Below are 26,048 nucleotides of genomic sequence, written 5' to 3'. Positions count from 1 at the left end.
ACTCATGCCTAACCACTATCCCTCAATCGCTTCAACATTTGCTCGAGGCAAAGTCGTCTCTTGACCATCTTCGAGTTCAACCCGCAACACCCGCACCCGTGCCTCTGTCTCCAAATTCTGAAGTTCTATCGGCAATTCCGTGACGCGTCCCAGTTGCCCGAAATACGGCTCCCGAATAATACGCACCGAGCTCCCAACCTCCAAAATGCCTTCCATGCTTCCATCCTTCCCAACTTCCACAGTTTCTACAGTGTCAGATACCAACGGAATCACGATCTCCGGACGCACAACGCCAGCACGAATCTGTGTTGCACCGTTAATAGAGGTTTTCATACCTTCCCGCGCTTTTAAAAGCGTGAATGTCTGTTCAGCCATCGCAATATGTCCAAACCCTTCTGTGATAACCAACGTAATCCCAATCTCCTCGGAACCCGTAATCGCCACACCGAGTTCATAGCCGAGAAGTTCCCGGAGGTCCGCATCGTCAATCCCACCGGCGATGACACCTCTCACACCGTTCTGGATCGCTTTCTGGATGGCATCCGTCGTGACCAACGAACCGCCCACCAAAATATTATCTCGATGTTCTGGGAGAATCTGTTCAGCCGTCAACTCATCATCCGACGATTTGGCGACAACGACCAAGTCTCCTACTGTCTCGCCACCAACCCCAAAGATGCCTTGGATATACGTCCCGTACGTCTCTACCGTGACCCCTTCGGTTGGAGCAGTCTCTGTTACGGTGCCGTCTGTGTACGCCTTGACTTCGACAGGGATAGGCGGTTCACGAAGGATGACTTGTCCTGTGACATCAGAGACGGCTTCAATTGTGCCATCAATCGGTGCGCGCGCCTGTGATTTGAAAAGCCCAAAGAGTCCTTTTGTTGTGGCGATAATCTCGTCTTTTGAGACAGATTCACCTACCGGTTTGAGCATATATTCAGCGACTTCGTTTGGAGGGACACTGAGTAGGTTCGCGACGTTCAAGAGTTGAACATTACCCGGCAGATCCGCCTTTGCAACGACATCTTCTGCCTTGACTGTCGCACCGGTTTCCACAAGCACTTCGCCTTCGAGTGGGAGCCGGCGTTCTTTTTTAATTGTCATCCCCTCGGTCACCTTGAGACCAGGGGTATATGCATGCGCCATTAAAAAGCCTCAATTTCAAGATATAATCTGTAATCTAAACTTCTCTAAATATATTATACCACTTTCGTTGCATTTGTGGTAGAGCGAAATCAGATTCCCGACTTTTTCTTTTTGAAAATTGAATGACCTTAAATTTTTATTGACATAATTTGCATTTTCCCGGAAAATACCGTATAATTCAGTTGTTTATAGACTTTTCATTTTAACTTGATAAATAAGAAAAATAGACCTATAATAACTGGATGGCGACACGTTCAACACACAGAAAACCCTAACTTGACCGTGTGTGCTACAAACAGAGCGTCGTAAATGTATAAAGTGAAGGGAATTTTAGGAAAATCGTAGAACCTTTTTTCGTCTATCCTTATATCCGTGATTTCAAACTTTTAAAGGAGCTTATGATGAAAATGTTATCTGAAAATAAAAGATATATCACATCAATATTCCTGGCACTTTTAATAACTTTTTGCGGACAAAACTTCGCTTATGGGGTTAACGTTGCTGAGAGAACGCCACAAGTGCGGGATGCGATTGTTGCTGCGCTGCCAGGTGTTCACAATGCCAATGATGTGACCGCAGCCCACCTCGCAGCGATTACATCCTTGAATCTGTCAAGTAGGAAAATCAGGACTCTGAAAACCGGTGATTTCAAGGGACTCACCGCACTCTTAACCCTCGATCTGAATACCAATTCAATCCGTGATATATCCGCACTTGAAGACTTGACCGCATTGAGATATCTCTATCTGTCTGGCAATTTAATAACGGATATATCGGCGCTTGAAGGGTTAACTTCCCTAAGACATCTCTATCTGCATGAAAATTCGATCAGTGATATATCACCGCTTGAAGGATTGACTTCCTTGACACGGCTCAGTCTGCATAAGAATCGAATCCGTGATATATCGGCACTTGAAGGGTTGACGGCACTGATAGGACTCAATCTGAGTCACAATGCGATTAGTGATATATCCGCCCTTGAGGACCTAACCGCACTGACATCGCTCTCTTTGCATAACAACTCGATCGGTGATATATCCGTCCTTGAAGGGTTAACTTCCCTGAAACAGCTCGATCTGGGTAAAAATTCGATAACGGATATATCCGTGCTTGAAGGCTTGACTTCCCCGATATCGCTGAATCTGTGGAAAAATGCGATCCGTGATGTATCTGCCCTTGAAGGATTGACTTCCCTGAGAGAACTCTTTCTGGGGGGTAATGCGATTTCGGATTATGGTCCCTTGCGTCGTCTCAAGGCAGCGATCGCTACGATTGCGAGTCATCGAGGTTTCTTCTTAGATATTACAATCCCTGAAGTCACTAATAATGCGCCTGTGTTTACCGATGGTGCCAGCACAACGCGTTCTGTTGCGGAGAACACGGCATCGGGTGAAAACATTGGGTCTGCGATTGGTGCGACGGATGTGGATAGCGACGACACCCTCACCTATACGTTAGGTGGCAGGGATGCGGGTTCCTTTCGTATTGTTTCGACCTCTGGGCAGCTGCAGACGCGTGCTGCGTTGGATTATGAAACCAAGTCGTCCTATACGGTTTCTGTTTCAGATAGCAATGGCGGTAGCGATAACATTGACATCACTATCGATGTCACAGACGCAGCTGATGCACCTGTGTTCACGGACGGCGATAGTACAACCCGCTCTATAGCAGAAAACACGGCATCGGGACAGAATATCAGCACGCCTGTCACCGCGACAGATCAGGATAACGATGTGCTTACCTATACACTAAGTGGCATAGATGCTGCTTCGTTTCGCATCGTCGGCACGACCGGGCAACTCCAAACCCGCACAGCCCTGGACCATGAAACAGACGACTCCTACTCGGTGACTGTTACTGCTTCTGATGATAATGGCGGTAGCACCGACATCGCCGTCACTATCACTGTGACAGATATTAACGATGCTCCCGTGTTCACCGATGGTGCCAGCACGGCGCGCGCTATAGCAGAGAACACCGCAGCCGGGCAAAACATCGGGAGTGCTGTTGCTGCGACAGATGTGGATGCAAATACCACTCTCGCCTATACACTCAGTGGCACGGATGCGTCGGCGTTCAGTATTGTCCGCACATCAGGGCAACTCCAAACAAATGCAGCCCTCGACTTTGAAACCAAGTCGTCCTACTCGGTGACGGTCTCTGTTTCCGATGACAATAACGGTAGCGATAGCATTCCCGTCACGATCAATGTCATACTTACAGTCAGTGCCCGCTCGGCACCTGTGCGTGATGCGATTGTTAATGTGCTTGGAACTCCTGATGTGTCCTTAGCGCAGCTCGCGACGATTACAACGTTGGATCTATCAAACAAGAAAATCGGTTCTCTGCATGGAGATTTCAGTGGGCTCACCGGACTGACAGTGCTCTATCTACAGAATAATTCCATCACGGATATATCTCACCTGAGTGGTTTGACCCAGCTGAGCTATCTCAATCTGGATAACAATAATGTCAATGATATATCTGCCGTGAGTGGCTTGATCCAGTTAAGCTACCTCAATCTGGATAACAATAATGTCAATGATATATCTGCCGTGAGTGGCTTGACCAAACTGACAGATCTCAATCTGTCTGGGAATAATATCAGGGATCTATCTCCGTTGAATAGCTTGTCTAACCTGATGTTTCTACGGATCAAAGGTAATCCAATTTCAGTTTCAGATTACAACCTTCTCAAGAAACTTCAGAATGACCAATCTCTGTCGTGGGTTGATATTAATTTATATAACAACCCACCTGTGTTCACAGAGGGCAGTAGCGCGACACGCACTGTTGCGGAGAATACGGCATCTAACACAAACATTGGAGATGCTGTGTCAGCCACCGATGCGGATAATGATACGCTTACCTATACGCTGGGTGGCACGGACGCGGATTCGTTTAGCATTGTCAGCACTACCGGGCAGCTCCAAACCAGTGCAGCTTTGGATTTTGAAACCAAGACATCCTATACGGTCACCGTCGATGCTTCTGATGGGAACGATGGCTTAGATCGTATCACCGTTACCATCGATGTCACGGATGAAGCCGCTGCTGCGCCATCGGTTGAAACACCTCCACCGCCTGTGATTCCTGTGCATACCGCACTCTTGACCAACTACCCCAACCCGTTCAATCCTGAAACGTGGATACCGTATCAACTCGCTGAACCGGCGGAAGTTACACTAACGATCTACGACATACGGGGTGTTGTGGTACGGGAGCTGAAGTTAGGGCATCAACCTGCGGGTATGTATCATACTCGGAGTCGTGCGATCCATTGGGATGGCAGAAACGGTGTAGGTGAGAAGGTCGCGAGTGGTCTCTATTTCTATACACTCACAGCCGGCGATTTCACCGCGACACGCAAGCTGTTGATACGGAAATAGGAGTGTATCACCGAATTGATGCACGGATAAATCTATTAACTGTAGGGGCAACCCTTGTGGTTGCCCTATATCTGTTGTCGTTGCTGCTGTATTCGTTGTGGTTGCCCTGTATTTGTTAATGACCCTAATATATTATACCATTTTCATTGGATTTGTGGTAAGATGGAATCAAAAATTAGACAAGGCGGAACAATATGGCAACCCAAGGCGTAACTTACAAAACCGATAAAGTCATGCCGACGTGGGAACAACTCGCTGAAATGGGACGCGACCTGCAGTTCCATCCCAGTATCACTGAACACCCCAAGCTGCTGACGCAAGAACAGTTGGCGGATTTCAACCGCCTCGGCTATATCAGAGGCATCCCAATTTTCAATGAGACCGAGATGAACGAACATCGGCAGTATTTTGATAAGCTCTTAGCCGATGTCCTCTCGGCAGGCGGAAGTAGTTACTCAATTATCTCCGCACACCTGAAATATGGAAAGGTTTATGACCTCCTTACACATCCGAAGATTGTCGCCTGTGTCAAAGACCTAATTGGCGAGGACGTTATCGGTTGGGGTGCCCACTACTTCTGCAAAATGCCGCACGACTCGAAAACAGTTGGCTGGCATCAAGATGCCGGTTACTGGCCCCTCACGCCATCCAAAACCGTTACCGTCTGGCTCGCAATTGACGATGCCACGGTCGAAAACGGGGCGATGCGCTTTATTGCAGGTTCGCATCACTCAGGGCATTTGACCGCTCGACACAGCACACCCGATGAAAACAGCGTACTGGGTCAAATCGTTGAAGAAGCCGAGCAGTACGGCGAAACTGTTGATGTTGAACTCAAAGCGGGTGAAATCTCTATCCATACCGACCTACTGTTGCATGGATCAAACGCCAATCCTTCACCGAGGCGACGGTGCGGTTTAACCTTACGCTACTGCTCCACCGATGTCCGAGCTTCCTTTCGATGGGATAGAGAGGGAGTCGTCGTGAGCGGAAAAGACAGAAACGGACATTGGGGGAACCCCTCACGTCCAACCGTCGATTAACCTATCTATTTCACATCGCTCCGCATAAATCCCAAGATTGCCGCCATAAATAGGAGTAGCATCAGTGAGACCAACAACATCAGATCCAACGCTGCCCCACTGAAAGCGGTGCCCAAGGTCAGTTTGTCTGAAAACTTAGGAATGCTATTAAGGATGACAGGTTTTTGGGATAATCCTTCTTTTACAAGATAAATGTGGTAACTTTCGTTATCCCCGCTGTCCTCTGATTGGATGAAATCAACAAACTGGTTTCTGTAGCGACGTGCTTCTTGGACAAATCGCTTATGTCTGGTAAATCCTGTGCCAGCCAGAGATTCTATAGCATATTTATAGATAGCCGCCGGAGACAGCCGTGTAATTTGTTGCGTGAACTCAATCTGCACAAACTGTTTGTTAAGATGCTCATCGTTGATGCTGCTCTTTGCAGTGGCATGTTCGTTTAAATAGTCAGCCCACATTCTTAACACCTCAATTTTAGGAGGCGGGTCGGAAGGCGAACCTGTTCGATAAAGTTTGTTTCCTTCTTTGTGCCGCGCGTCAATTTCTTCTTCTTGTGCTTTCTCTATCCGAGATATTTCGCTTCGGGAAGGAACCTGCTTGAAGCCGCTCGCCAAAACTCCCATTGTGTTTGGGATAAGCACCACAAAGACGATCCAAATTAGCAATAATACCAGCAAACTGCTGGACGAATTAGAAAATTGGCTTGAGATAAACAGTCCAAGCCATAAGAATATTGAGATGTAGATCGCAGAAATAACAAAAATTATCCCCACCCGCGCCCATTCGTCTCCGCTAAGCGACATCAATCTTGATGCATTGACAATCATTAGGTTAAGCAATATTCCAATAAACAAGGGAAGCAAGATTGTCAGAAACGCCCCGATGAATTTTCCGAGAAGCACAGTTGCACGGGACACGGAATTAGACATGAGCAAGCTTAACGTTCCTGTTTCACGCTCTCCAGAGATGGCATCGTAAGTGAACAGGATCGCCATAAAACTCATAATCAACCCGATGATGAACGTCCAATCCAATTCTGTGAAATTCGGCAATGAATCGTTTTTGCGGGATGTGTCCTGCGGATACTGAAGCCACCAGTTTGCTGACCAAGAATACTGGAAACTAAAGTCAGGCGTTGTCATACCGATACCGTAGCCGCCACTGGAGTCTCCTTCAACACGCTTCGGTAAGTTCGCATCTTTACCGGTAGCAATGAAGGTTAATGGACTCACGGATTTGTACAGATTCCCAGGACCTTTTACCGCAAGTTCACCTAAATTACTGCTTTTCTTTTCCAGCGATTCGACGGCTTTGCGGATATCTTCGGAATATTCCGCGATCCTTCTCGGGTATTGACTGCTCACGAATATCACGGCATTCATCACCATCAGCACCATTACCAGGATCAGGGTGAGTGCAAATCGAAAACGCGTCAAGTTATCAAGGATTTCTCGTTTTGCGATGTGCCAGATCATATCGCTTCCTTCCAGACAACTCAGAATCCGCTATACAACGTCGTAGCGTAGGAATGAAATGAATGCGCCCATAAAGAATAGGACGTTTAGAACCGCGAGTATCATAATGTTTAACCTCGCGCGTTGTAGACTGTTGCCAATGTCTTCGCTCTGTTCCTTAAATCTCGGAATTTTGCGCAAGTCAAAAGATTCCTCAAATTCAGTCGTGAACCATCTGCGTGAAGAAAATATTTCTTCGTCTCTCAGATAGTCGAGCCATTCACGCCGATACTGTCGCGCCTGCTCCATAAATCGCCAGAAACTGCCTAAGTCTGTTTCTGCAAGAATCGCAGCAGCATTGTAATAAACCGCTGCCGGAGATATACGAGACACGTTCAGTGCCAATAGGGATTGTCGGTTCGGATTTTTGTCGAGATATTCTTTGCGTATCTGCCATATCCGATCGGCGTATTGCGCTCGAAGATTTTCCTTGAATCCGTAACATTCTTGGGCAAAAGGTACACCCTCTTCGCCTCGAAAACCACTTACGCTGACTGTCTCGCCACTGTCGTAGTCGTTGACCCCAGAATTAACACCAACACCACCAAAACTGGCGCGATCCAGTGGTTTCTCAACCCCCCGTTTCTCAAAGTAATCTTTGACTTCGGCTTCGTATTGCTTCCACTGGTCTCTCGCCTGCTCTTTATAGGATTCCTCCGATTGTATGGGACTCGCATGTTCCACCAACAAAACCGTTAGATTCGGAACGATAAGCACGAAAAGCACCCAGACACACATTGAAAACATCAAAGTGATAGAGGATCGATCTGTCCGGGTAGAGAGAAAAAGTCCAATAAGAAAAAAGAGGGAGACATAAAGCAGTGACGCGAGGAAGATTAACAGTATCCGTACCCAATCCGAACTACTAAAAGAGACGTAAGGGGAGAAGTGTATCACCAATAAACCTGCCACAAAACTCGCAATGAGTGGAAGAGAAATAGACACCATTCCGGCAATGTATTTTCCCAAAAGCAGCGTCGGTCTTGAAACTGCGCCTGAGAGTGCCAATCTCAAGGTCCCGGCTTCTTTTTCCCGCGATATCGCGTCGTAAGCGAAGAGTAGAGCGAGTAGACTCATCACGACTTGGCAGATGACCGTAAAATCAATAGAGGAGAAGATGTTCAGATAGGGGTTATCAGAACCGTGTTGTTCAGCAACAGCAGGGACATAACCATGTGCGACGGTTACTGTGTTTCCCTTCCTTTTATCCACACCTTCGTTGAAAATGCTCAGTAGTTTCGGACTTCTATCACACTTTAGCGTATGCGTGAGTCCAAACTGAGAGTATCTCTCGACCTGACTGATCTTATCTTCATTTTCTCGAATCGCCGTTCGGTAACTTTGCAGTCTATCCTCATAGCCTCTGGTCAAAACGAAGAGATTTGTCACAATCAAGGAAAAATAGATGAGGAGTCCCATGAGGAATCTGAAACTCAAGATATTTGCCGTAATTTCTCTTCTAACAATTGTCCAGAGCATTACATTGCCTCAGTTATTGCAGAAATTCCAGTTCACGCAACCGGTCAATCCAACGTTGTCGTTTTTCACTGCCAGTTGGATTCGCGACCCAATCTGGATCATAAAGCGAAGCACCCGGTCGGTTGAAGTGTTCAGGGCTTTTGGCGTTGCTGCGTGCTCGATTGCGTGTGGCAGCCTCTTCCACTGAGGTCTTCGGGTTGTTGTAGTAGACCACCGTACACATGCGGCGATCTTCACTACCGCCCCAACTCGCATGCCAGCACCGCATATCGAAAGCGACTACATCCCCTGGCTCCGATTTACAAACATACCCTGGAACATCACAAATCTCCAGTCCCAATGAATTCAAATTCTCGCGCAGATCATCGTGTAGTGGGTTCTTGTGAGAGCCGGGAATCAGTCGCAGCGCCCCGCTTTCAGCATCAACAGGTTCAAGATAGTACGCAAATTTCACCCCATAGCAATCCTTGGTTGGATCGACATTATGGTCTGGGTGCCAACCCGTATTTCCTACATAACGGTTCGCGTCCGAGACAACAAAAAATACATCGTCGCCGTAGAGCTGTTCTGCGACTTCGCTGAATCGCGGATCTTCTGGCAGATTCGCGAAGAATGGCGTTTCAGGTGCCATCATCGGCAGCCAATGTCGGTGTGTCCCATCAAACGGCGCATGATGATACGCCGCCTCCATCGCTGCTTCAAACTCGGTGTGTATTGTGTTCAGTTCGTCTTTGCTGAACACTTGCCGAAAAATTAGGAAACCCAAGGTGTGAAAGTGCTTGATTTGCTGTTCTGTGAGCATGGTGTGCCTCCATGTTTTACCTCGCTAACTTTCGCTGTAGTTTTGGGCTATCTATAACATCTCGATTGACAATATACGAAGGGGTTTGCCCAGAAGCCACGTTGATGATACTCCCACACGCACTTTTGGCGTTGCCGTCAAAACATTCATCCGTCCAACAGATACTGTGCGGTGTAACAATAACGTTGTCTAACGTCAGGAGCGGATCGTTATCGTCAATCGGCTCCTGTTCAAAGACATCAAGCCCCGCCCCTTGAATCCGTCGATTCTGGAGTGCTTCTGTGAGTGCTTTCTGATCAACGATGGGACCCCGTGCAGTGTTAATGAAGTAAGCCGTCGGTTTCATTAGTCCGATACGTCTCGCATTGACGAGTCCGTGTGTCTCCTCGTTGAGTGGGCAGCAGACACACACGAAATCAGCAGTCCGCATCAAGGTGTCCAAGTCGACGAGTTCTACGCCGACTTCTGCCGCCTCAGCAGCCGTAACGTACGGATCGTAGGTGATATGACGCATGCCGAAAGGTTTCGCCAGTTGGAACGCCTCTTTCCCAATGTTCCCCATACCGACGAGTCCCAGCGTTCTACCGACCAACCCCATGCCTCTGTAGTTTTGTGTATTTCTCCAGCCACCAGCACGGATGAGTCGGTCCTTTATCAACAGCATGTGACTCAGCGATAAGACAAAAGTCATGATGGAGGTGGCAACAGGACGGCGGACACCGTCGGGAGCAATCGTGAGCAGCACACCATTTTCGGTACATGCTGGTACATCCACCTTATCGTATCCCACGCCGAATCGAGCAATAACAGCCAATCTGTCAGCATCTGTGAAAGTTTCTGCTGTGATGCCTGCTCCCAATACCAAGAGTGCGTCATAATCCTTCACTTGTGCAGCTTGTAATACCGGTGTGTTCTCTGCAATATATTCCCACTGTAGACCGGCTTCGTCAAAAAGAGGCCCGGCAATATCGTCTAAATCGCTCGTGCCATCGGATCCCAAAAAGTCCCGCGTGATACCCACGCGAAATACGGATTTATTCATTTGTTGTTCCTGTCTTTAGAATTCAGTATGATTGATGAATTGTTATTAGATACCCAGACTTCCTTTATTTTTCCAGCCAAATTTGGCGGAAGTATTTCCACATTAAAGGATGGAGTTTAAGTCCCTTAACCTTTTTGTTAATAACCAAAATCTGCTGCGCGTGCGCTAACGGCACCCATGGGGCATCTTTGTGAAAAATCTGCTGCGCCTCTTGATACAGCGAAACGCGTTCCTCTTGGTCCGTACTTGCCCTCGCCCGCTCAAGCACGTCCTGCATTTCGTCACTTCGATAAAACGCGATATTCCCAGCAGGTTTTTTGGCAGCGGTTTTGCTTAAAAGATAGTAAAAAAAGTTATCTGGATCACCTAAGTCGGCAAACCATCCTAACATTGCGATGTCGTGCTCCCCGTTTTTCGTTTTTTCCAAATAGGTGCCCCAATCGTAGGTCACGATTTTTGCCTCGATACCGATGTTTCGGAGTTCGGATTGCAACACTTCAGCGAGCGCGCGTCCGTCTGGGATATATGGACGTGGGACGGGTAGTGCCCAGAGGGTTGTCTCAAACCCATTGGGATAGCCTGCATCTGTGAGCAATTGCTTCGCTAATTCCGGGTCATAGGCGTAATCTTCAATCGAATCGTCATAACTCCAGAGCGTCGGTGGGATCGGATTTTTCGCTGGAACCCCCATACCTTGATATAGATGTTCAATAATCGCTGGTTTGTTAATGGCATGATTGATCGCAAGCCGGACCTTGAGATTATCGAATGGCGGTTTGTCCATGTTCATTGCAAGATAGCCGACACTCATACCGGGTTGCATGATTAACTCAAGCATCGCGTCATCTTGAATCTGTTGAAAGTCATCGGGGTTGGGAAACTCCATCGCATGAAGGCTGCCCTCTTGGAGTTTGATGAGGCGTACCGAATTATCGGGAATAGACTGAAAAATAACCCTATCCAACGGCGGTCTGCCACCCCAATAGTCGTCATTCGCTTCAAGCACAACCTTATCGTTCCGGTCCCATCGGACGAACTTGAAAGGACCCGTGCCAACAGGATGATTCGTAAAATCCTCACCCCATTTTTTCAGTGCTGTCGGACTCACAATTGCGAAGGCAGAGATCGCAAGTGTTGGAATGAACGGCGCATAAGCCGTTTTAAGGCGAATTTGGATTGTGAATTCGTCAAGGGCAGTAATTTTGTCCACAACTTCTGCTAAGCCGGTGTCTATCCAATAGTTATAGGCACCACCGACTTTATGGAATGGGTGTGTATCCTCGTGTTGTCGGTTAAGCGAGAAGAGGACAGCTTCGGCGTTGAAGGGGGTTCCGTCATGGAAAGTCACGCCTTGACGCAGTTGGAAAGTCCATGTTAAACCGTCTTCTGTACTCTTCCAACTCGTCGCGAGTGCCGGTTCAAGTTCCGTGCTTTCATCTTTGTATTGTATGAGTGTATCGTAAATATTTTCGCAGACTTTGAAGGATTCGCCATCCATCTCATGTGCTGGATCGAGCCCGATAGAATCGCCGCCGCGCCCGAAGATTAAAGTGCCGCCCCGTTCTATATGCGAGTCAGCAAGTGCTGATGAGAGGATTGTAAAGGGCAATATCAGAAGTGTAAGTAACAAAAAATGTGTAGAAAACCTATTTTCCATAAGTGCCTCCATATTTATTAAAAAGTTGTATTTATAATACAAACTACGCTGAGAAATGTCAAGTGTCCTTTGGAGAAAATTTGTTAACAGCATACCAATGTTTAGAAGTCAGAGATGCTTTAAAGATGAAAGCCTGCTTGACTTCCACACAAGTTAACCAAGTACCAACAACCAACAAGCAAATAAATGTATCCTTTCTCTATAAAAATCGTATTATTAAATGGATTAGTGTCTCAATACAGGGGTAAGGTTCTTCTGGGTTTGGCTAATTTTCAGTCTAAAAGTGTGTTCAGAACTTTACCGACAAAGGGCGAGCAAATACTGTTGGCAATAAATACTTCTATTAAAAAATTATGCCATCTTTTGACCAACTCATTCAGAATTTAACAGATACAACGCAACCGGTCGTCGTGCGTAGCAGTGCTATTGAAGGTCTTGCTGTTCAAGGGGACGCTCGCAGTGTAGGGTTCTTAATTGAGGCACTCTCCGATTCTGATTCGATGATACGGCGTGAGGCAGCGAAAGCACTTCAAGGTCTTGGGGCAACCGGGGCAATAGAACCTCTCCTTGAAGCATTGCAAGCTGAATCCAAAGATTTGACAGTTTGGGCAATGCTGGAAGCTATCGGTGAGTTGGGAAATCCCGAGGTCCTTCCGACCTTGGAATCGCTGAGCAACGTTGACTCTATGCTTACACGGATAGAGGTCAAGAAATGCATTAGTAAGATTCGCGAACGTTATGGTAACGGAAACACGCCTCAGCAGCTAAACCAAGAGGCGACTGTTCCTGCTCAAAAGCGTACTATCCAACCTCCTGAATCAACGCTATCTGAAGATACGCCGCGCCCGGACCCAGACCCTGTAGAAGTCGAAGAGGCGGAAAAGGGGCACGACTCACTTTTACATTACCTACTCAATAGGAGTAACCCGCGTACCTCTCGCGATGCTGAGACAACAGATAAACTGGATCAGGAACAAACAGAGGTTGCTGTAGAAGATACCTTTGAAGAACCTTCAGTAGAATCAGACTTAAGAACTGAGATTGAACCCGAAGAAATAGTAGATGAGGACGACTATAACCCATCTACTGAGACACCAGAGGAGACCGTAACGGAAACGGAACTTTCAGAAAACCGGATGCCAGATGCGGAGATGCCAGAATCGGATGAGGATAGCGAAATCCAGGATCCAGGGCCCTCAGACCCCGAAGCAGATACAGAGATTCCGGAGAAAAAATACCGAGATCCAGATGAAGATCCAGAAATAGACGATTTAGTGAAATCAATCTCGCAATCGCCGCGGCTTGCGGGTTCGTCTGTCGCGCTTCCTGTATTGGCACCGAATGCCGCCACTGTTCCATATCATCCGGATGTAGCACCCTCCGAAGAGGAACATGAGAACTTTTTTCTTGCTGTCCTGCACCCTGGAAAATACCTCTCCAAAAGGTGGGTGTCCCGTTCGCGCGTCTACCTGATTTTGTGGAGCATTCTCCTTGCCACCACAATTGGTTTTATGCAATATCAAAAGTATCGCGGCGCAAAGGAGACCCCTTTATTGAGTATGGGACTCTCGGCTACCGAAGTCCCGGATTTAGTAAAACGCTCTTTGGCTGAAGGCGATTTTTACATCCAAGAGGGACACTATAGACAAGCCATTAGTGCCTATCAGTTGAGCAGAGACCTTGGGGCACTCCCTATCCATTTCTATAGGAAACTTGGATTCGCATATTTCAAGGAGGGACAGTATGCGCTCGCAGCTGAAGCGTATGAATTGTTTCTGGAGGAGCGGGAGAATGTCCATCCAGGTGTATTTACCGCTGAAGCCTCGCTTAGCGGCATGTATCCAACGACTACTTCTGCTGAAGCAAAAGTTGTGCAGGACTACGAGACCTATAACATTCTTGGCACTACCTATATGAAACTTGAGCGTCTGCAAGACGCACAGCGCGCTTATGAACAGGCAATCCGTCTTGCACCGAAATATGGAGAAGCGTATAACAATCTCGCACGTCTCTATGTTGACGGTTACCAACAGAAACTGAACCTTGCTGAGACGTTAGCCTATACCGCTGTCACGTTAAATCCGAATGTCGCCGCTTATCATGATACCCTCGGTTGGGTTTTGGCGAAACGTGGGCAGATGAATAAAGCCATGAAAGCCTTAGAACGCTCCATCAATCTTCAAAGTGATGCTGTTGAGACACACTACCACCTCGCACAGGTCGCCTTAAAAGCAGGAGAACGAAAGAAGGCGATAAAATCAATTCGGAACGTTCTCAAACTCAATCCTGCCTATGTACATCTGAATGCGGGTCCCAAAAACTATAGATGAGACTTAACGGATGACCGAAAGTTTGCCGATACGTCGATCTGTCTCTGATTTAAGGACATAGACATAAATTCCGCTACTAATTCCAGAAAGATCCCAAACCTTTCTATCCCTCTCCCGTTCCGTCCTCTCAAACGCAGCGATGCAGTTTCCAGCGACATCGTAAATGTAAATATTCGTTCCAATAGGGAGTTTATCAAAAGTAACCGCATTGCCTTCCGCTGGATTCGGATAGACGATTGTCTCGGTTAGCGTCGGTGCTGGCAGTAGGACTGTCAATGTTCTCGCGTCGTCTGCAAGTTCCGCACCGTCCATATCCGAAAGTTGTAGTGCCTCAATCTGATAGCGATTTCCTGTGCGGAAAACGGCAGGGGAAAATGTAAGCACGACCCGATGTCCGGACTTATCCAGAATTGCTGAAGTCGGTGCATAACTTCCTGCATGACTCTCTGTTCCTTCTTGTTTGTGCAGCCGGTAACGTCCAGCGTGCGTCGTTGACAATCCCATCGGTTTGTCAAACTGTAGCAAGAGCTGATTTGGCGGTGAATAATCGGCTGCATGTAATCTGGGGCGTCGCGTCGGCGTAACAGACACCAAAGTGGACCCGCGTGAGCGTCTGCCGTTTGAGTCCTGCGACATAACCGCATACCAATAAGTTTTTCCCATTGTGAGTCCACTATCTGTAAACGCAGTTTCCCGAATCCCTTCACGAATCGGCTGCAGCGAGTCCCGACGCTCTCCACGATAGAGGATGTGTGTTACGGATTTCTCCGAGGTGTGCCATGAGACCAACACGGAACTTTCGTCAACCGGTTTCGCTGTAATACCCCATGGTGTGCTAAGGAAAATTTTCGGCTGCGAACTTGAAAATGCCGAGGCTTTAAAGACCGCTAAGGCGTTATCGCTATTGAACAACAGTGCATTCATCCTATCCCCGTTGATGTCAGCCACGATCGGATTAGAGGTGTTTGTCGCCGGATGGTGCCAGAGCGGATGGTAGCCTCCGTTATCGTATTGAATAACGTAGAAATTTGGGGCAGTGGCGAGGCACAATTCATTCCGTCCATCGTTGTTTATGTCCGCAATAACCATTCCGTTTCCACCATCACGCACGTCACGAATCCGTTGTGTCCATACAGCGCGATAGGCATCATTACCTTCCGAAGTGAAAATGGTCAATACCCAGTGATAGTAACGAATATCCAATGGTGTAGTGCCGATTGCGGTGCCGGTCTGCGCACAGATAGCGAATTCCGCTTTGCCATCGCCGTCCATATCACCAGCGGCAAAGAGTTGTGGATCACCTTCAGGGAGTGCGTGAACCCATGTCTGTCTGTATGTGTTGTCCCCAATTGCCTCGTACAAAAATAGTTCACTGTCATTATCGCCAGCTAAAATTTCTATCTGCCCATCGCCATCGAAATCATCCGTCACAAAATTTGCGCTGAGTCCATTGTGCCCTAACGTCGGGTTTTCGAGTATAGCCGTCCTATAGTAGTTGTTATCTCCGTTTGCCTCATATACATAAATGGCGTCAGTAGCGTCGTCGCGCGCGATAATTTCATCTATCCCATCCGCATCCGCATCTATAATCGTTTTGCTCCAATTCCCTTGGACCTCCCAAATGCGTTCTGTCGGGAACATGCCCTGTGCGGGTTGCTCCAGTAAAAAGATTACGTCTAAAGCGTTGCACAATATTTCTATCCGTCCGTCCCCGTCGGTATCTGATATTGCCCGGGGCCATAGCGGTTCGGCGAATGAAAAGATTGCCGCAAATCTGCCGTTATCTTGTATCTCAAAAATCTTTGCGGAACCCGTGTCTATTTCAGTGGCGATAATTTCCAATTTCCCATTTCCGTTCATATCCACTGGCGCGACAACTGCGTGCAACCCCTGTTCAGCGGATGCGGCTTGCAAGAGGGGCAACGGCTGAATCCGGGTATTCTGTGTTTCAATCTGATACAGTGACCCGTTGTTATCATCGATGCGTAGAAGTCCAACGCGGTTTGCCACCAACAATCGGTACATATAGCTGCCCGGTGGGATACCTAAATCGGATACATTCACAATATGGAGAAGGTTCTCTGAATCTGAGCGGGCAGCCCTGCTAATGTTTCCCGTTATATCAAAAATCTCAATCTCACCGATGGATACTTCGTCGGTTTGCCACGTAACGACCGAGTCGGTTCTGTCGCCTGCAAGCCATGTCTGTAATTCGTGTCTTGAAATGAGCGGTGCTGTGTGACTCACGTCAACAACGACTCTGTCTCTCTTGATTTCGCCGTTTTCTGTTTTGACGCTAAGTCTTAGTGTGTATCGGTTCTCCGCTAAGTCAGAAGTGTCCCACTTATGCAAACAGGCATTAAACTTAGGCTTCGTTTGCACAGGTCCTAAAGGCAACCATAAATTTGGGACTTCACCGACCCCATACTCCAGCCAGTATTCAATAAATCCAGATCCGCCAGCACTGCCGAAAATCTCGATATTACTGGATCCTTCAACGTGGGATGCTATTTGGTGCGCGTCAATTTGAGCGATGACCGCTGTTGAAGTCGTAAGCACGGCGTATGCGTCAAGTGACCCCGCACCGACGAGAGAATTGATAAATAATGGTTCTGCAGTGGCGGTGAGGGCTTCTTGGACTTCTGTGTTGCTATAATTTGGGTTCGCAGCGATTACCAAGCCTGCGATGCCAGAGACATGTGCCGCTGCCATTGACGTGCCAGACCTGTTTTGGTAACCACCGTCAATATCTGTACTCGGAATTTCTTCGCCCGGGGCAGCGATGTCAATTGTTGCCCCGAAATTAGAATCGCTATACAATTGTTTTTCCTGCCCAAGTCCAGCGACGGAGATAACGGTTTTAAGACCGGCAGGATAGTAAGATCCCAGTGATCCTGAGTTTCCCGCGGCACCGACCAATACGCAACCGCGGGCATAAGCGTATTCTAAACTCGCTTCTATGATGAAGGCGTTCACAGTATCTCCCCAGCTCATATTAATCACTTGTGCCCCATTATCCGCTGCATAAACGATAGCCGCAGCAAGATCGTCGTTTTGGAGATACTCACCGCCCCCAAATTTGAAACCGGCTCTCAACGGCATGAGACGACATTCCGGGGCGATCCCGGCAATCCCAAGCCCGTTGTTTGCTTTCGCAGCGATAATCCCGGAGACATGTGTCCCGTGTCCAGTCTCGTCCTCAGGTTCATTGTCGCGCACCCTCCAATCACCACCACCGGGTAGCGTCGGCGCATCGCTAAAATCCCAACCGTTGATGTCATCAATATAACCGTTTCTGTCATCATCAATCCCGTTTTGAGGTATTTCACCCCTATTTTGCCAGAGTTGTGAGCGGAATTCAGGATGTCGTGTCGCTATACCACTATCCACAACAGCCACTGTTACCTGTGGACTTCCTTGCGCAATACGCCACGCTTCTATCATATTTATTAATCTCAGGTTCCACTGCTCGCTATAACCCGGATCATTTGGCACCGTTCCTACACAAGGCTGACTGAGACGGTTCAATTCGACTGCTTCAACAGCAGGATGTTGTTCATAGTGCTGCAGCAACGGCTCTAATGCCCATTGTATTGGGAATCGGATGAGGTAGGTATTCTTAAGACGCGGGTGTTGTCCGGCAGGTGTCGCTGGTGAGAAAATAGGGGCGGCAGATACAGCACCGAGCCGTTTATTCAACCTGTCAAGTGCTCCAACGGAAGCATCTGAATGTAGGCGTACAATGAGTTCACCAGGGGTGTTTGTGATATGAAGGAAGCCTTCTGAATTACTTTGGGCAAAAACGATTTGTGTGTTTACGAATAACACGAGAATGTAGAGATAGATAAAATTTATTTTCATGAGCCTTCGTATATTTATTTACAGAATGATGTGGGCGAATTTATCTGTGGATGCCCGAACTTGTTCGGGATGTTGTAAAAGCCATCATGAATAGTTCTGTGCTCTGGATTTAAGTCTGTATTTTTTAGACGCAATCTGTTATATTATTGCACAGGACGGAATCGAAAAAAACAAATTTTTGCTGATTGTCATCAATATTTCTAAGTTTAGCGTTAAGAAATTCTGGAAACTAACTTAGGACTCATTATCTATTAGCAATACATCTAAGGAAGTCGAATCATGAAAGCATCAGAACTCACCGTTAAATGCCTTGAGAACGAAAATGTTGACTATATTTTCGGAATACCTGGCGAAGAAAACTTGGATTTGATGGATGCCCTCTTGGAGTCAAAGATTCAATTCATTCAGACACGTGATGAACGCGGGGCCGCCTTCATGGCGGATGTCTACGGTCGTCTCACTGGACGCGCCGGTGTCTGCCTCGCTACCCTCGGGCCCGGTGCCATGAACCTTGTTACAGGCGTTGCGGATGCCAATATGGATCGGGCACCGCTCGTCGCAATTACTGGACAAGCCAGCCTCGACAGGATGCACAAAGAATCGCATCAATACATGGATGTTGTCTCCGTCTTCAAACCGATGACGAAATGGAACACGCTCATCCACCTACCCGAAATCATACCGGAATCTATCAGTAAAGCCTTCAAAACAGCAACGAGTGAGAAACCCGGGGCAACCCACATCGATTTTCCCGAGGATGTCGCAGAGATGCAGATTGATGCCGAACCTATCCGACACGACTATCCGAGCGAAGCGGAACCTGTCGCATCCTGTCTGGAGCGCGCTGCGCAATTGATTAACGATGCAAAACAGCCTATCATCCTTGCAGGAAATGGGGTCGTCCGACAAAAAGCCTCACGAATACTGACCCAATTCGCTGAAATGACAAACATTCCGGTTGCCCACACTTTTATGGGGAAAGGGAGCATCCCGTGGACACACCGGCTCTCCTTACTCAGTGTTGGATTGCAAGCCAACGATTTTGTCTCTTGCGGGTTTGACCGGGCAGATCTCGTCATCGCTATCGGCTACGATATTGTTGAATACCACCCTCGGCTCTGGAATCCAAATCGCGACAAGAAACTCATTCATATTGATACCGACGCCAGTGAAAGTGATGCCGCTTATGTCACTGATGTCGAGATGGTCGGGAACATTCGGCAGAGCCTCAGACATCTGATGGCAGAAGAAATTTATCCTAAAGATTCGGAATATGCCTCAAATACTTTGCGGAAAATTATACTCGATCAACTCGATGAACACCGAGATGACAAAGGATTTCCGATAAAACCCCAAAAGATATTGAGTGATGTCCGTTCTGTACTTGCTGAAGACGATATTCTCATTTCCGATGTCGGTGCACATAAAATGTGGATTGCGCGGATGTATCCGTGTTATAAACCCAATACATGTATCATCTCCAACGGATTTGCTGCAATGGGCATCGCTGTGCCGGGGGCTATCGCCGCCAAACTTATCTATCCTGAACGTAAATGTTTAGCCGTCTGCGGCGATGGCGGATTCTTGATGAACTCTCAGGAAATTGAGACTGCTGTCCGAGTCGGAGTCCCTTTTGTCACACTCATCTTCAATGATGAAGCTTATGGGCTTATTGAGTGGAAACAGATGAACGGATTCGGAAGACCTGCACATATTGATTTTACGAACCCTGATTTTGTCAAATATGCTGAAGCCTTCGGTGCCAAGGGCTACAGGGTTGAAAGTAGTGACGAACTCGTTCCTATCCTCAATGATGCTTTCAACCAGAAGGTCCCATCAATCATCGATTGCCCAGTTGATTACACCGAGAACCTACGGTTGACCGATGAACTGGGTCAGCTGACATGTCCGATTTAAAGGATAATTTTAGTTTTTTGTTTCTTTACTTACCAACATACTTCGTTTTTTTTAGGGAGGGGATGCTGCGAAAAATGGCATTTTCAACAATTGAATGGGCGGATGGTAGAATCCGACTCATCGACCAGACGCTGTTGCCCAACGAATTTAAGCAGATTTATTGTGACGATCTTCCATCGATCTGGGAAGCGATTAAGTCGCTGCGGGTGCGAGGTGCCCCCGCAATCGGCATTGCCGGTGCTTTGGGTACGGTGCTCGGAATCTGGAATTCTACGGCGAAAACTTATGACGCTTTTGCGGCTGAACTCAAAGCCGCAACCGATTACTTGGCTACCTCGCGACCAACAGCCGTCAACCTCTTTTGGGCACTCGATAGGATGACGCGAGTAGCCGAGCAGAACAGCCACCTTCAGATTTCTGAACTCAAAGAGGTGCTGCTCACAGAGGCCTTAGAGATTATCGCTGAGGATAAAGCGATGTGTCGCGCGATTGGACAACACGGAATGGCATTGCTAAATGAAAACGATACCATTCTGACACACTGCAACGCCGGCGGGTTGGCTACATCTGACTATGGCACCGCGTTGGCTGTGATGTTCAGTGCACACGAAGCCGGTAAGCAGATACAGGTTTATGCCGATGAGACGCGTCCCTTGCTACAAGGCGCACGGCTCACCACTTGGGAGTTGATGCAAGCTGGAATTGATGTGACCCTTATCTGTGACAATATGGCAGCACAGGTTATGAAAGAAGGCAAAATTCAGTGTGTTGTTGTCGGGGCTGATCGGATCGCTGCCAACGGCGACACTGCAAACAAAATCGGCACTTATAATGTAGCTATCCTCGCCGATGCACACGACATTCCTTTTTATGTCGCCGCCCCGACTTCAACATTAGATTTTTCACTTGAAACCGGTGCGGAAATTCCTATCGAACAGCGTGCACCGGAAGAGGTAACCGAAGGGTTCGGAAAGGTAACCGCACCTGAAGGCGTGAAGGTCTATAGTCCAGCCTTTGATGTCACACCCGCGTCACTCGTCACGGCGATTATTACTGAAAAAGGCGTGGCGCGGTCACCTTATACAACGAGCCTGCAAGCCTTACGCGACGCATAAACGCAATGTTCACCTGTAACGTCATGCCGCTTTTGCAATGTTTGCACGGGTGCCATCGATGTCAAAACAGGCATACTGATTTGTATTCATAATCCGAGTCGCGAACGCCATCGCCTGTTTCTCCGTGAGGTAACCGTCTGCGATTTCTGCCTCAAGGGCACGGCGGATCTCGTTTCTCGCTTGGATGGCATAAGCCATTGCACTCGTCGGCCAACCCGTGTCACCGCCAAAGGCGAATAACTTATTGGACGGCACGGCGTGGATGCACCGACGCAGGAAATCGCGTGAGCTGTATGGATCAATGCTCCATGCCCAACAGAAGTCTACCCAGATATTTCGGTAGTGCTTGGCGAGTGCGACCAGTTCATCGTTGTAAGGGTAGGCGATGTGCATGAGGACAAACTTCGCGTCAAGATACCGAGCGAACAAAGCACACATATTTCCAGCAGGAATACGGCGGACGGGCATCCGATCATTGCCTGCATAGTAACCCGTGTGAATTTTGAAAGGGAGATTGTGTTCAATCGTGAGTTCAACACCGCGTGCCCAACACCAATCGCCGAGACACAGGCGTGTCGCTTCATCGACTTCTGAAGCAGGCTGTGTTAGCACAGTATTCAGGGCATCGGAAGCCTCAGCGTCACTGCGTTCGATCCAGTTGAGCGTGCGGTTGTAAGCATGTTGCGATTTTACAGCGATAGCACAACCGGCGTGTTTAGCAAAGATCGCCTCCATTCCACGTTTGAGAGAGGCAAGATTGCTGACTTCAACACCTGTTTCGGCGTGAATGGCACTTGGATCTATCTGTCCGTTACAAAATGTTGCCCAAGAGAGGTCATAAAGAAAAAAGTCAGGACCGGAAGTGTCCGGGGTACACGGCCAGCTGAAGTCGTCTGTTTGGATATGGTCAAGATTTGCGAGGTCGTGTAAAATGTGATAGCGTTTACCGGGAGTGCGAAGCGTCTTTAGGTTATCGGCACTTGCGAGTCCATCGCCTGTGAGTTCGTCAAGGCCATAGATATGTTTGGCAATGAGGCTGACAGCCTCACCATACCCGGTGAACTGAGTTGCTTCCCATGCCTCTCGGATGCCTTCAAACCGCGACGCGATATCCTTGGAAGCGTCCATTAGATCGCCCATTGCTTCTGGAGAGGCACCCGCTGTTACTAAATCGGCGGGAACATAGTTCCCGAACAAGTCTTGGAGAATATCGGGACCGTTCTCGACCCAGTCGTTTTCGCGCCGCATATGCTCGTGTGTATCAACGAGGCGGATCGACTGAATATGGTGTGCTAAATCGGTGGTTGCCATGTAAGGTCTCCTAAAAATTAGACACTCGAAACAGAATTTCCATTTCGGCTATTTAGATTTGGGTTGGGTTTGCTGATATTGGCGTTCGCGTGAAATATCGCGTAACTTTTCGGACTACATCTCGTAAGAATATTTACATACATCAAGCAAAGCAAGTATATAAAACGAATTGGCAAGAAATGTTCACAACACTATACTTGACAAATATATTGAATTATGTTTTACTATATAACGTTATAGTGGGCAGGACGTAATTTGTGGATTCTCCATATTATTAAAACGCGTAGGCTTGCAAAAATTGCTACAAATGCGCAAAGTTGCTCTATTGTGATAGACCTCGCTCTAAAGAGTGAGGCTTCTGCAAAAGTAGTCTCTACAGAAGATTTCGTGCGATCAACGACCTCTGCTTGCGAGCAAGTCTTACGAAGCCTCCTGCAACAGACGCTACCCCGACTGCGACACTGAAGTGTCCTTACGAAAAAATTTGATACACATTTTCAAATGGGATTCAGCATGACCTGTCTTTCCCTACTGTGTATGTCAAGCAGATTTTCAACAAGTTTTGAGGTGTAAGGCTTTTACATAGTCGTCTCACTTGTTTAGCATATCTACCACAGCATCAACTACAACCTATGCCGATTACGCTCAATATTATAGCAGGTTTAGCAAATCACTTCAAGAAAAAACAGTGTCTACATCCCCACGCTAAAGCATAGGGTTTTGACGCTGAAGAATTTGATAATACAGCAGGTTTATTGTGTGAATAAAAACAATAAATTCAGAGAGGCTGACGTGCCAGCTTCTTGATGAAAGAGAAATGCTCACATAGGAACGCAAATGGTGAATGTTTAGCGTCAGCTTCCTGAAAATGGACAAGACGCCAGGAGCATATAATGCCTACAGGACGGATTAAGTACTACAATTTCGATAAAGGTTTCGGATTTATCGCCCAAGATAGCAGTGATGCTGATGTCTTCTTACACAGTTCCGCCATTAAGCAACCCGAATACGAGGAACTCCGGGTCGGTCAACGGGTCAAATACAACATTGTTGAAGGTGAGAAGGGACTCGTCGCCCAGAATGTTGAAGTGTTGCTCACTCCCACAGAACGCCGATGGCTGAGACAAGGAAAAGCGATCATTCCGCGTGGCTACTCAGGTTTCCCAGGGCAACATCAAGACCAATTCCTCAGTAATGAACGTACTACCTTTAGGGAAGAAACCCCCCGGTCAAAGCCGATTCGGAGCCGCCGCGACCGCAGTGTCTCTATAGCGACTTCAAAACCGACTGCGAAACCGAGGAGCCAGCCAATCTCCCCCAGAGATTTCGACACTGCTGAAACTTCGACCCAGGATCCGAAAGAACAAACTTCAAAACAGCTCAGCTTCGGAGACCTTTACATCCTCAAACAGATTAACTTTGAAACCCCGATGTTTTTCGCATTGCCCGACGATGTTCAACTTCCCGCAACGGTCCTTGAAATGACGCTCTCACGTTTGACCCTCAATAGCAATGGAACGGAGCGGCACGTCGCTAAAACGGATGTTAAATACTGCTATAAGGATGTTGACGCGGAACGGGTTCAGGCAGCTATTGATATTGATGAAGATGTCAAGGCACAGCAGTTAACGCAATTAACTTCTGATGCCGACACCTGTGAACTGGATACCGAGGCAGTGCAGAGTGCCCGAAGAAGTAAATCTATGATTGAGATCACACTCCGAGAGGGAGAGATTTTTCATGGGACGATAGACTGGGTGAGTCCTTATGAGATTAAGCTGATTTTAGCGAATGGGGCAAAAGTCGTTATCTTCCGCCATGCTGTTTACGCGCTTTCCTTGGATTAGGTGTTGCTATGGAAGCCTATCGTGAACTTGTTAGCGAGATTCAGCGCGATGTTGAACGTTTGCGTGAAGCGTCGGGGGGCACACCGTGTCCAACTGACTGCTTCTCCTGCTGCCAGAATACAGCAACAATGGCGATTAGTGAGGTCGAAGCTCAGGACTTGAAGATCGGGTTGCGGATGCTTTCTCCCCAGCTTCGCACGCATGTCCGCCGGAAAGCCGAGCGGACTATCAAAAAATTGGAGACGCACGGCTACAATGTTGAAAACATCATACCCGATGCAGGCATGAAAGCAATCGGGGTGATAAAAGGCACGCCTGAAGGTCAGTGTCCGATGCTAATAGGCGGAGTGTGTGCTGTCTACGAGCACCGTCCAGTCATCTGTCGGGTCTGGGGATATCCGATTCATAACGGCAATGAATTAGCGTGTTGTCATAAAACCTTTATTACACAACGCCGCCGATACCGACCCCTCAATTATACGCGTTATTGGAATGAATGTAAGAGGCTTAGCAGTGAATTAGGGGCTGAGAAGAAGACACCTAACTGCTATCTTGTTCTGCAACTGCTGTCCGAATAGCACCCACTATACCTTATCATCTTCAGTTACCAGAGCATCTTCGCTGAGTTCTCGCAAAAACTGGAACGTATAAATTCCGGTACGATGTCCATCATTCCAAATCAACCGCACCGCATAACGCCCCACCAACTGAATGTCTACAAGCTGTAAATTTTTGAAAAAGTCATCAGACGGTAAGATATGAAAAGGGTCTTTACCGGAACGCGTTGCGTCGCATCGCGCACATGGACACTTTTGGCGGAGAACGGAGTAGGACAACTCACTATGATGCGAATCTTTCCACTGAATCTTCAAACTTGCGTTACTTCTTTCAATGTGAGTAGGTTGAAATTTTTGCATAATACGCCCAAATCAGTGAGGACAAAAAACACGGTTGCCGATTTGCAGCATCTTAAGTAGGCGCACAAATCAACAACCGTGCAAGATGTCGCAACCCAAGGGTTGCGGGGACTATCCGTTATTCAAAGTATTCAGCATTAATATCTATGAACTCTTCCCATTCCTCCGGGACATCTTCTTCCATGAAGATCGCTTCGACCGGACATTCGGGTTCGCAAACGCCACAATCAATGCACTCTTCCGGGTCGATGTAAAGCTGATCGACATCCTCAAACTCATCAGCATCGGGTAGCGGGTGAATACAGTCCACTGGGCAGACATCAACGCACGCGCTGTCCTTAACTTCAATACAGGGCTCACAAATCACATAGGTCATGCGAGAAAACTCCTTTCCGCTTGATTTACAATAAAGCCTCCGTATTATACAACAGGGCAACTTCATTTGACAGACGAGGTTAATCCCTATTCGATGAAGGCGTTAGAAAAAACATTATCATGTATGGCGTTTTTTTTCAAATTTCGCCAGTTTTTAGAGTTCGTTTTCGTTTACAAGTTTTGCCAAAATCTGCTGTTTACTGAGTTGCGATTAGGGTACTATAAATAATACCACGTGCAATTCATTTTGTCAAGTTATATTTAAATTTACACTGCCCCAAAAACTAAAAGACTTGACAA

Annotated in this window: 16 protein-coding genes and 1 pseudogene; 7 read left to right on the top strand and 10 right to left on the bottom strand. The window is 47.6% G+C overall.

Annotated elements, in window-relative coordinates; genetic code table 11:
• Nucleotides 1-15: 15 nt before the first annotated feature.
• Complete coding sequence (locus tag OXN25_15725) at nt 16-1,107, bottom strand: hypothetical protein (protein MDE0426302.1); 1,092 nt, start codon at nt 1,105-1,107, stop codon at nt 16-18.
• A 449-nt stretch (nt 1,108-1,556) separates the two neighbouring features.
• Between OXN25_15725 and OXN25_15720 the strand changes: the two genes are divergently transcribed.
• Both OXN25_15720 and OXN25_15715 read left to right on the top strand, forming a co-directional pair.
• Entirely contained in the window at nt 1,557-4,538 is a 2,982-nt protein-coding gene (locus OXN25_15720) for a leucine-rich repeat domain-containing protein (GenBank protein MDE0426301.1), read from the top strand.
• A gap of 194 nt (nt 4,539-4,732) precedes the next feature.
• Nucleotides 4,733-5,581, top strand: coding sequence for a phytanoyl-CoA dioxygenase family protein (locus OXN25_15715; protein MDE0426300.1), 849 nt, complete (start codon nt 4,733-4,735; stop codon nt 5,579-5,581).
• 5 nt (nt 5,582-5,586) lie between these two features.
• Here OXN25_15715 and OXN25_15710 read toward each other — a convergent pair whose 3' ends face one another.
• The 5 genes from OXN25_15710 to OXN25_15690 all read right to left on the bottom strand — a co-directional run bounded on the left by OXN25_15710 (nt 5,587) and on the right by OXN25_15690 (nt 12,075).
• Nucleotides 5,587-7,056, bottom strand: a complete 1,470-nt coding sequence (locus tag OXN25_15710; GenBank protein MDE0426299.1) for an ABC transporter permease subunit — start codon at nt 7,054-7,056, stop codon at nt 5,587-5,589.
• A 30-nt stretch (nt 7,057-7,086) separates the two neighbouring features.
• Nucleotides 7,087-8,574 carry an ABC transporter permease subunit gene (locus tag OXN25_15705; protein MDE0426298.1) on the bottom strand — a complete coding sequence of 496 codons (1,488 nt, stop codon included), beginning with the start codon at nt 8,572-8,574 and terminating at the stop codon, nt 7,087-7,089.
• Between the two features lie 13 nt (nt 8,575-8,587).
• Nucleotides 8,588-9,376, bottom strand: a complete 789-nt coding sequence (locus OXN25_15700; GenBank protein MDE0426297.1) for a phytanoyl-CoA dioxygenase family protein — start codon at nt 9,374-9,376, stop codon at nt 8,588-8,590.
• A gap of 16 nt (nt 9,377-9,392) precedes the next feature.
• Nucleotides 9,393-10,418: a dehydrogenase gene (locus tag OXN25_15695; protein ID MDE0426296.1), complete on the bottom strand. Its 1,026-nt coding sequence runs from the start codon at nt 10,416-10,418 to the stop codon at nt 9,393-9,395.
• 64 nt (nt 10,419-10,482) lie between these two features.
• Complete coding sequence (locus OXN25_15690; GenBank protein ID MDE0426295.1) at nt 10,483-12,075, bottom strand: ABC transporter substrate-binding protein; 1,593 nt, start codon at nt 12,073-12,075, stop codon at nt 10,483-10,485.
• Nucleotides 12,076-12,428: 353 nt separating this feature from the next.
• Here OXN25_15690 and OXN25_15685 point away from each other — a divergent pair, with 353 nt between their 5' ends.
• On the top strand, nt 12,429-14,405 hold the full coding sequence (locus tag OXN25_15685; GenBank protein ID MDE0426294.1) for a tetratricopeptide repeat protein: 1,977 nt from the start codon (nt 12,429-12,431) through the stop codon (nt 14,403-14,405).
• A gap of 3 nt (nt 14,406-14,408) precedes the next feature.
• Here OXN25_15685 and OXN25_15680 read toward each other — a convergent pair whose 3' ends face one another.
• Nucleotides 14,409-18,266, bottom strand: coding sequence for a S8 family serine peptidase (locus OXN25_15680; protein ID MDE0426293.1), 3,858 nt, complete (start codon nt 18,264-18,266; stop codon nt 14,409-14,411).
• Nucleotides 18,267-18,545: 279 nt separating this feature from the next.
• Between OXN25_15680 and OXN25_15675 the strand changes: the two genes are divergently transcribed.
• Complete coding sequence (locus tag OXN25_15675) at nt 18,546-20,183, top strand: acetolactate synthase large subunit (GenBank protein ID MDE0426292.1); 1,638 nt, start codon at nt 18,546-18,548, stop codon at nt 20,181-20,183.
• 74 nt (nt 20,184-20,257) lie between these two features.
• Entirely contained in the window at nt 20,258-21,298 is a 1,041-nt protein-coding gene (gene mtnA, locus OXN25_15670) for an S-methyl-5-thioribose-1-phosphate isomerase (protein MDE0426291.1), read from the top strand.
• A 21-nt stretch (nt 21,299-21,319) separates the two neighbouring features.
• Here the strand turns inward: mtnA and OXN25_15665 are convergent, their stop codons facing one another.
• Entirely contained in the window at nt 21,320-22,609 is a 1,290-nt protein-coding gene (locus OXN25_15665) for an amidohydrolase family protein (protein MDE0426290.1), read from the bottom strand.
• 893 nt (nt 22,610-23,502) lie between these two features.
• On the opposite strand from OXN25_15665, the pseudogene OXN25_15660 reads away from it, so the two are divergent.
• Together OXN25_15660 and OXN25_15655 are read left to right on the top strand one after the other, a co-directional pair.
• Nucleotides 23,503-23,703 (top strand): annotated as a pseudogene (locus OXN25_15660) (cold-shock protein).
• Nucleotides 23,704-24,464: 761 nt separating this feature from the next.
• A complete protein-coding gene (locus OXN25_15655) occupies nt 24,465-25,034 on the top strand; it encodes a YkgJ family cysteine cluster protein (GenBank protein MDE0426289.1) in 570 nt (189 codons plus the stop codon).
• A gap of 6 nt (nt 25,035-25,040) precedes the next feature.
• Here the strand turns inward: OXN25_15655 and OXN25_15650 are convergent, their stop codons facing one another.
• Together OXN25_15650 and OXN25_15645 are read right to left on the bottom strand one after the other, a co-directional pair.
• Nucleotides 25,041-25,373, bottom strand: coding sequence for a DUF971 domain-containing protein (locus tag OXN25_15650; protein MDE0426288.1), 333 nt, complete (start codon nt 25,371-25,373; stop codon nt 25,041-25,043).
• Nucleotides 25,374-25,491: 118 nt separating this feature from the next.
• On the bottom strand, nt 25,492-25,749 hold the full coding sequence (locus OXN25_15645; GenBank protein ID MDE0426287.1) for a 4Fe-4S binding protein: 258 nt from the start codon (nt 25,747-25,749) through the stop codon (nt 25,492-25,494).
• Between the last annotated feature and the right edge of the window lie 299 nt (nt 25,750-26,048).

Source organism: Candidatus Poribacteria bacterium (assembly GCA_028820845.1).
GTDB lineage: Bacteria > Poribacteria > WGA-4E > WGA-4E > WGA-3G > WGA-3G.
This window is presented reverse-complemented; position numbering and strand designations above follow the sequence as displayed.

Coding starts and splice junctions, on each gene's coding strand:
- OXN25_15725 (MDE0426302.1), bottom strand. CDS start 1,107: ATGACAATTAAAAAAGAACGCCGGCTCCCACTCGAAGGCGAAGTGCTT.
- OXN25_15720 (MDE0426301.1), top strand. CDS start 1,557: ATGTTATCTGAAAATAAAAGATATATCACATCAATATTCCTGGCACTT.
- OXN25_15715 (MDE0426300.1), top strand. CDS start 4,733: ATGGCAACCCAAGGCGTAACTTACAAAACCGATAAAGTCATGCCGACG.
- OXN25_15710 (MDE0426299.1), bottom strand. CDS start 7,056: ATGATCTGGCACATCGCAAAACGAGAAATCCTTGATAACTTGACGCGT.
- OXN25_15705 (MDE0426298.1), bottom strand. CDS start 8,574: ATGCTCTGGACAATTGTTAGAAGAGAAATTACGGCAAATATCTTGAGT.
- OXN25_15700 (MDE0426297.1), bottom strand. CDS start 9,376: ATGCTCACAGAACAGCAAATCAAGCACTTTCACACCTTGGGTTTCCTA.
- OXN25_15695 (MDE0426296.1), bottom strand. CDS start 10,418: ATGAATAAATCCGTATTTCGCGTGGGTATCACGCGGGACTTTTTGGGA.
- OXN25_15690 (MDE0426295.1), bottom strand. CDS start 12,075: ATGGAAAATAGGTTTTCTACACATTTTTTGTTACTTACACTTCTGATA.
- OXN25_15685 (MDE0426294.1), top strand. CDS start 12,429: ATGCCATCTTTTGACCAACTCATTCAGAATTTAACAGATACAACGCAA.
- OXN25_15680 (MDE0426293.1), bottom strand. CDS start 18,266: ATGAAAATAAATTTTATCTATCTCTACATTCTCGTGTTATTCGTAAAC.
- OXN25_15675 (MDE0426292.1), top strand. CDS start 18,546: ATGAAAGCATCAGAACTCACCGTTAAATGCCTTGAGAACGAAAATGTT.
- mtnA (MDE0426291.1), top strand. CDS start 20,258: ATGGCATTTTCAACAATTGAATGGGCGGATGGTAGAATCCGACTCATC.
- OXN25_15665 (MDE0426290.1), bottom strand. CDS start 22,609: ATGGCAACCACCGATTTAGCACACCATATTCAGTCGATCCGCCTCGTT.
- OXN25_15655 (MDE0426289.1), top strand. CDS start 24,465: ATGGAAGCCTATCGTGAACTTGTTAGCGAGATTCAGCGCGATGTTGAA.
- OXN25_15650 (MDE0426288.1), bottom strand. CDS start 25,373: ATGCAAAAATTTCAACCTACTCACATTGAAAGAAGTAACGCAAGTTTG.
- OXN25_15645 (MDE0426287.1), bottom strand. CDS start 25,749: ATGACCTATGTGATTTGTGAGCCCTGTATTGAAGTTAAGGACAGCGCG.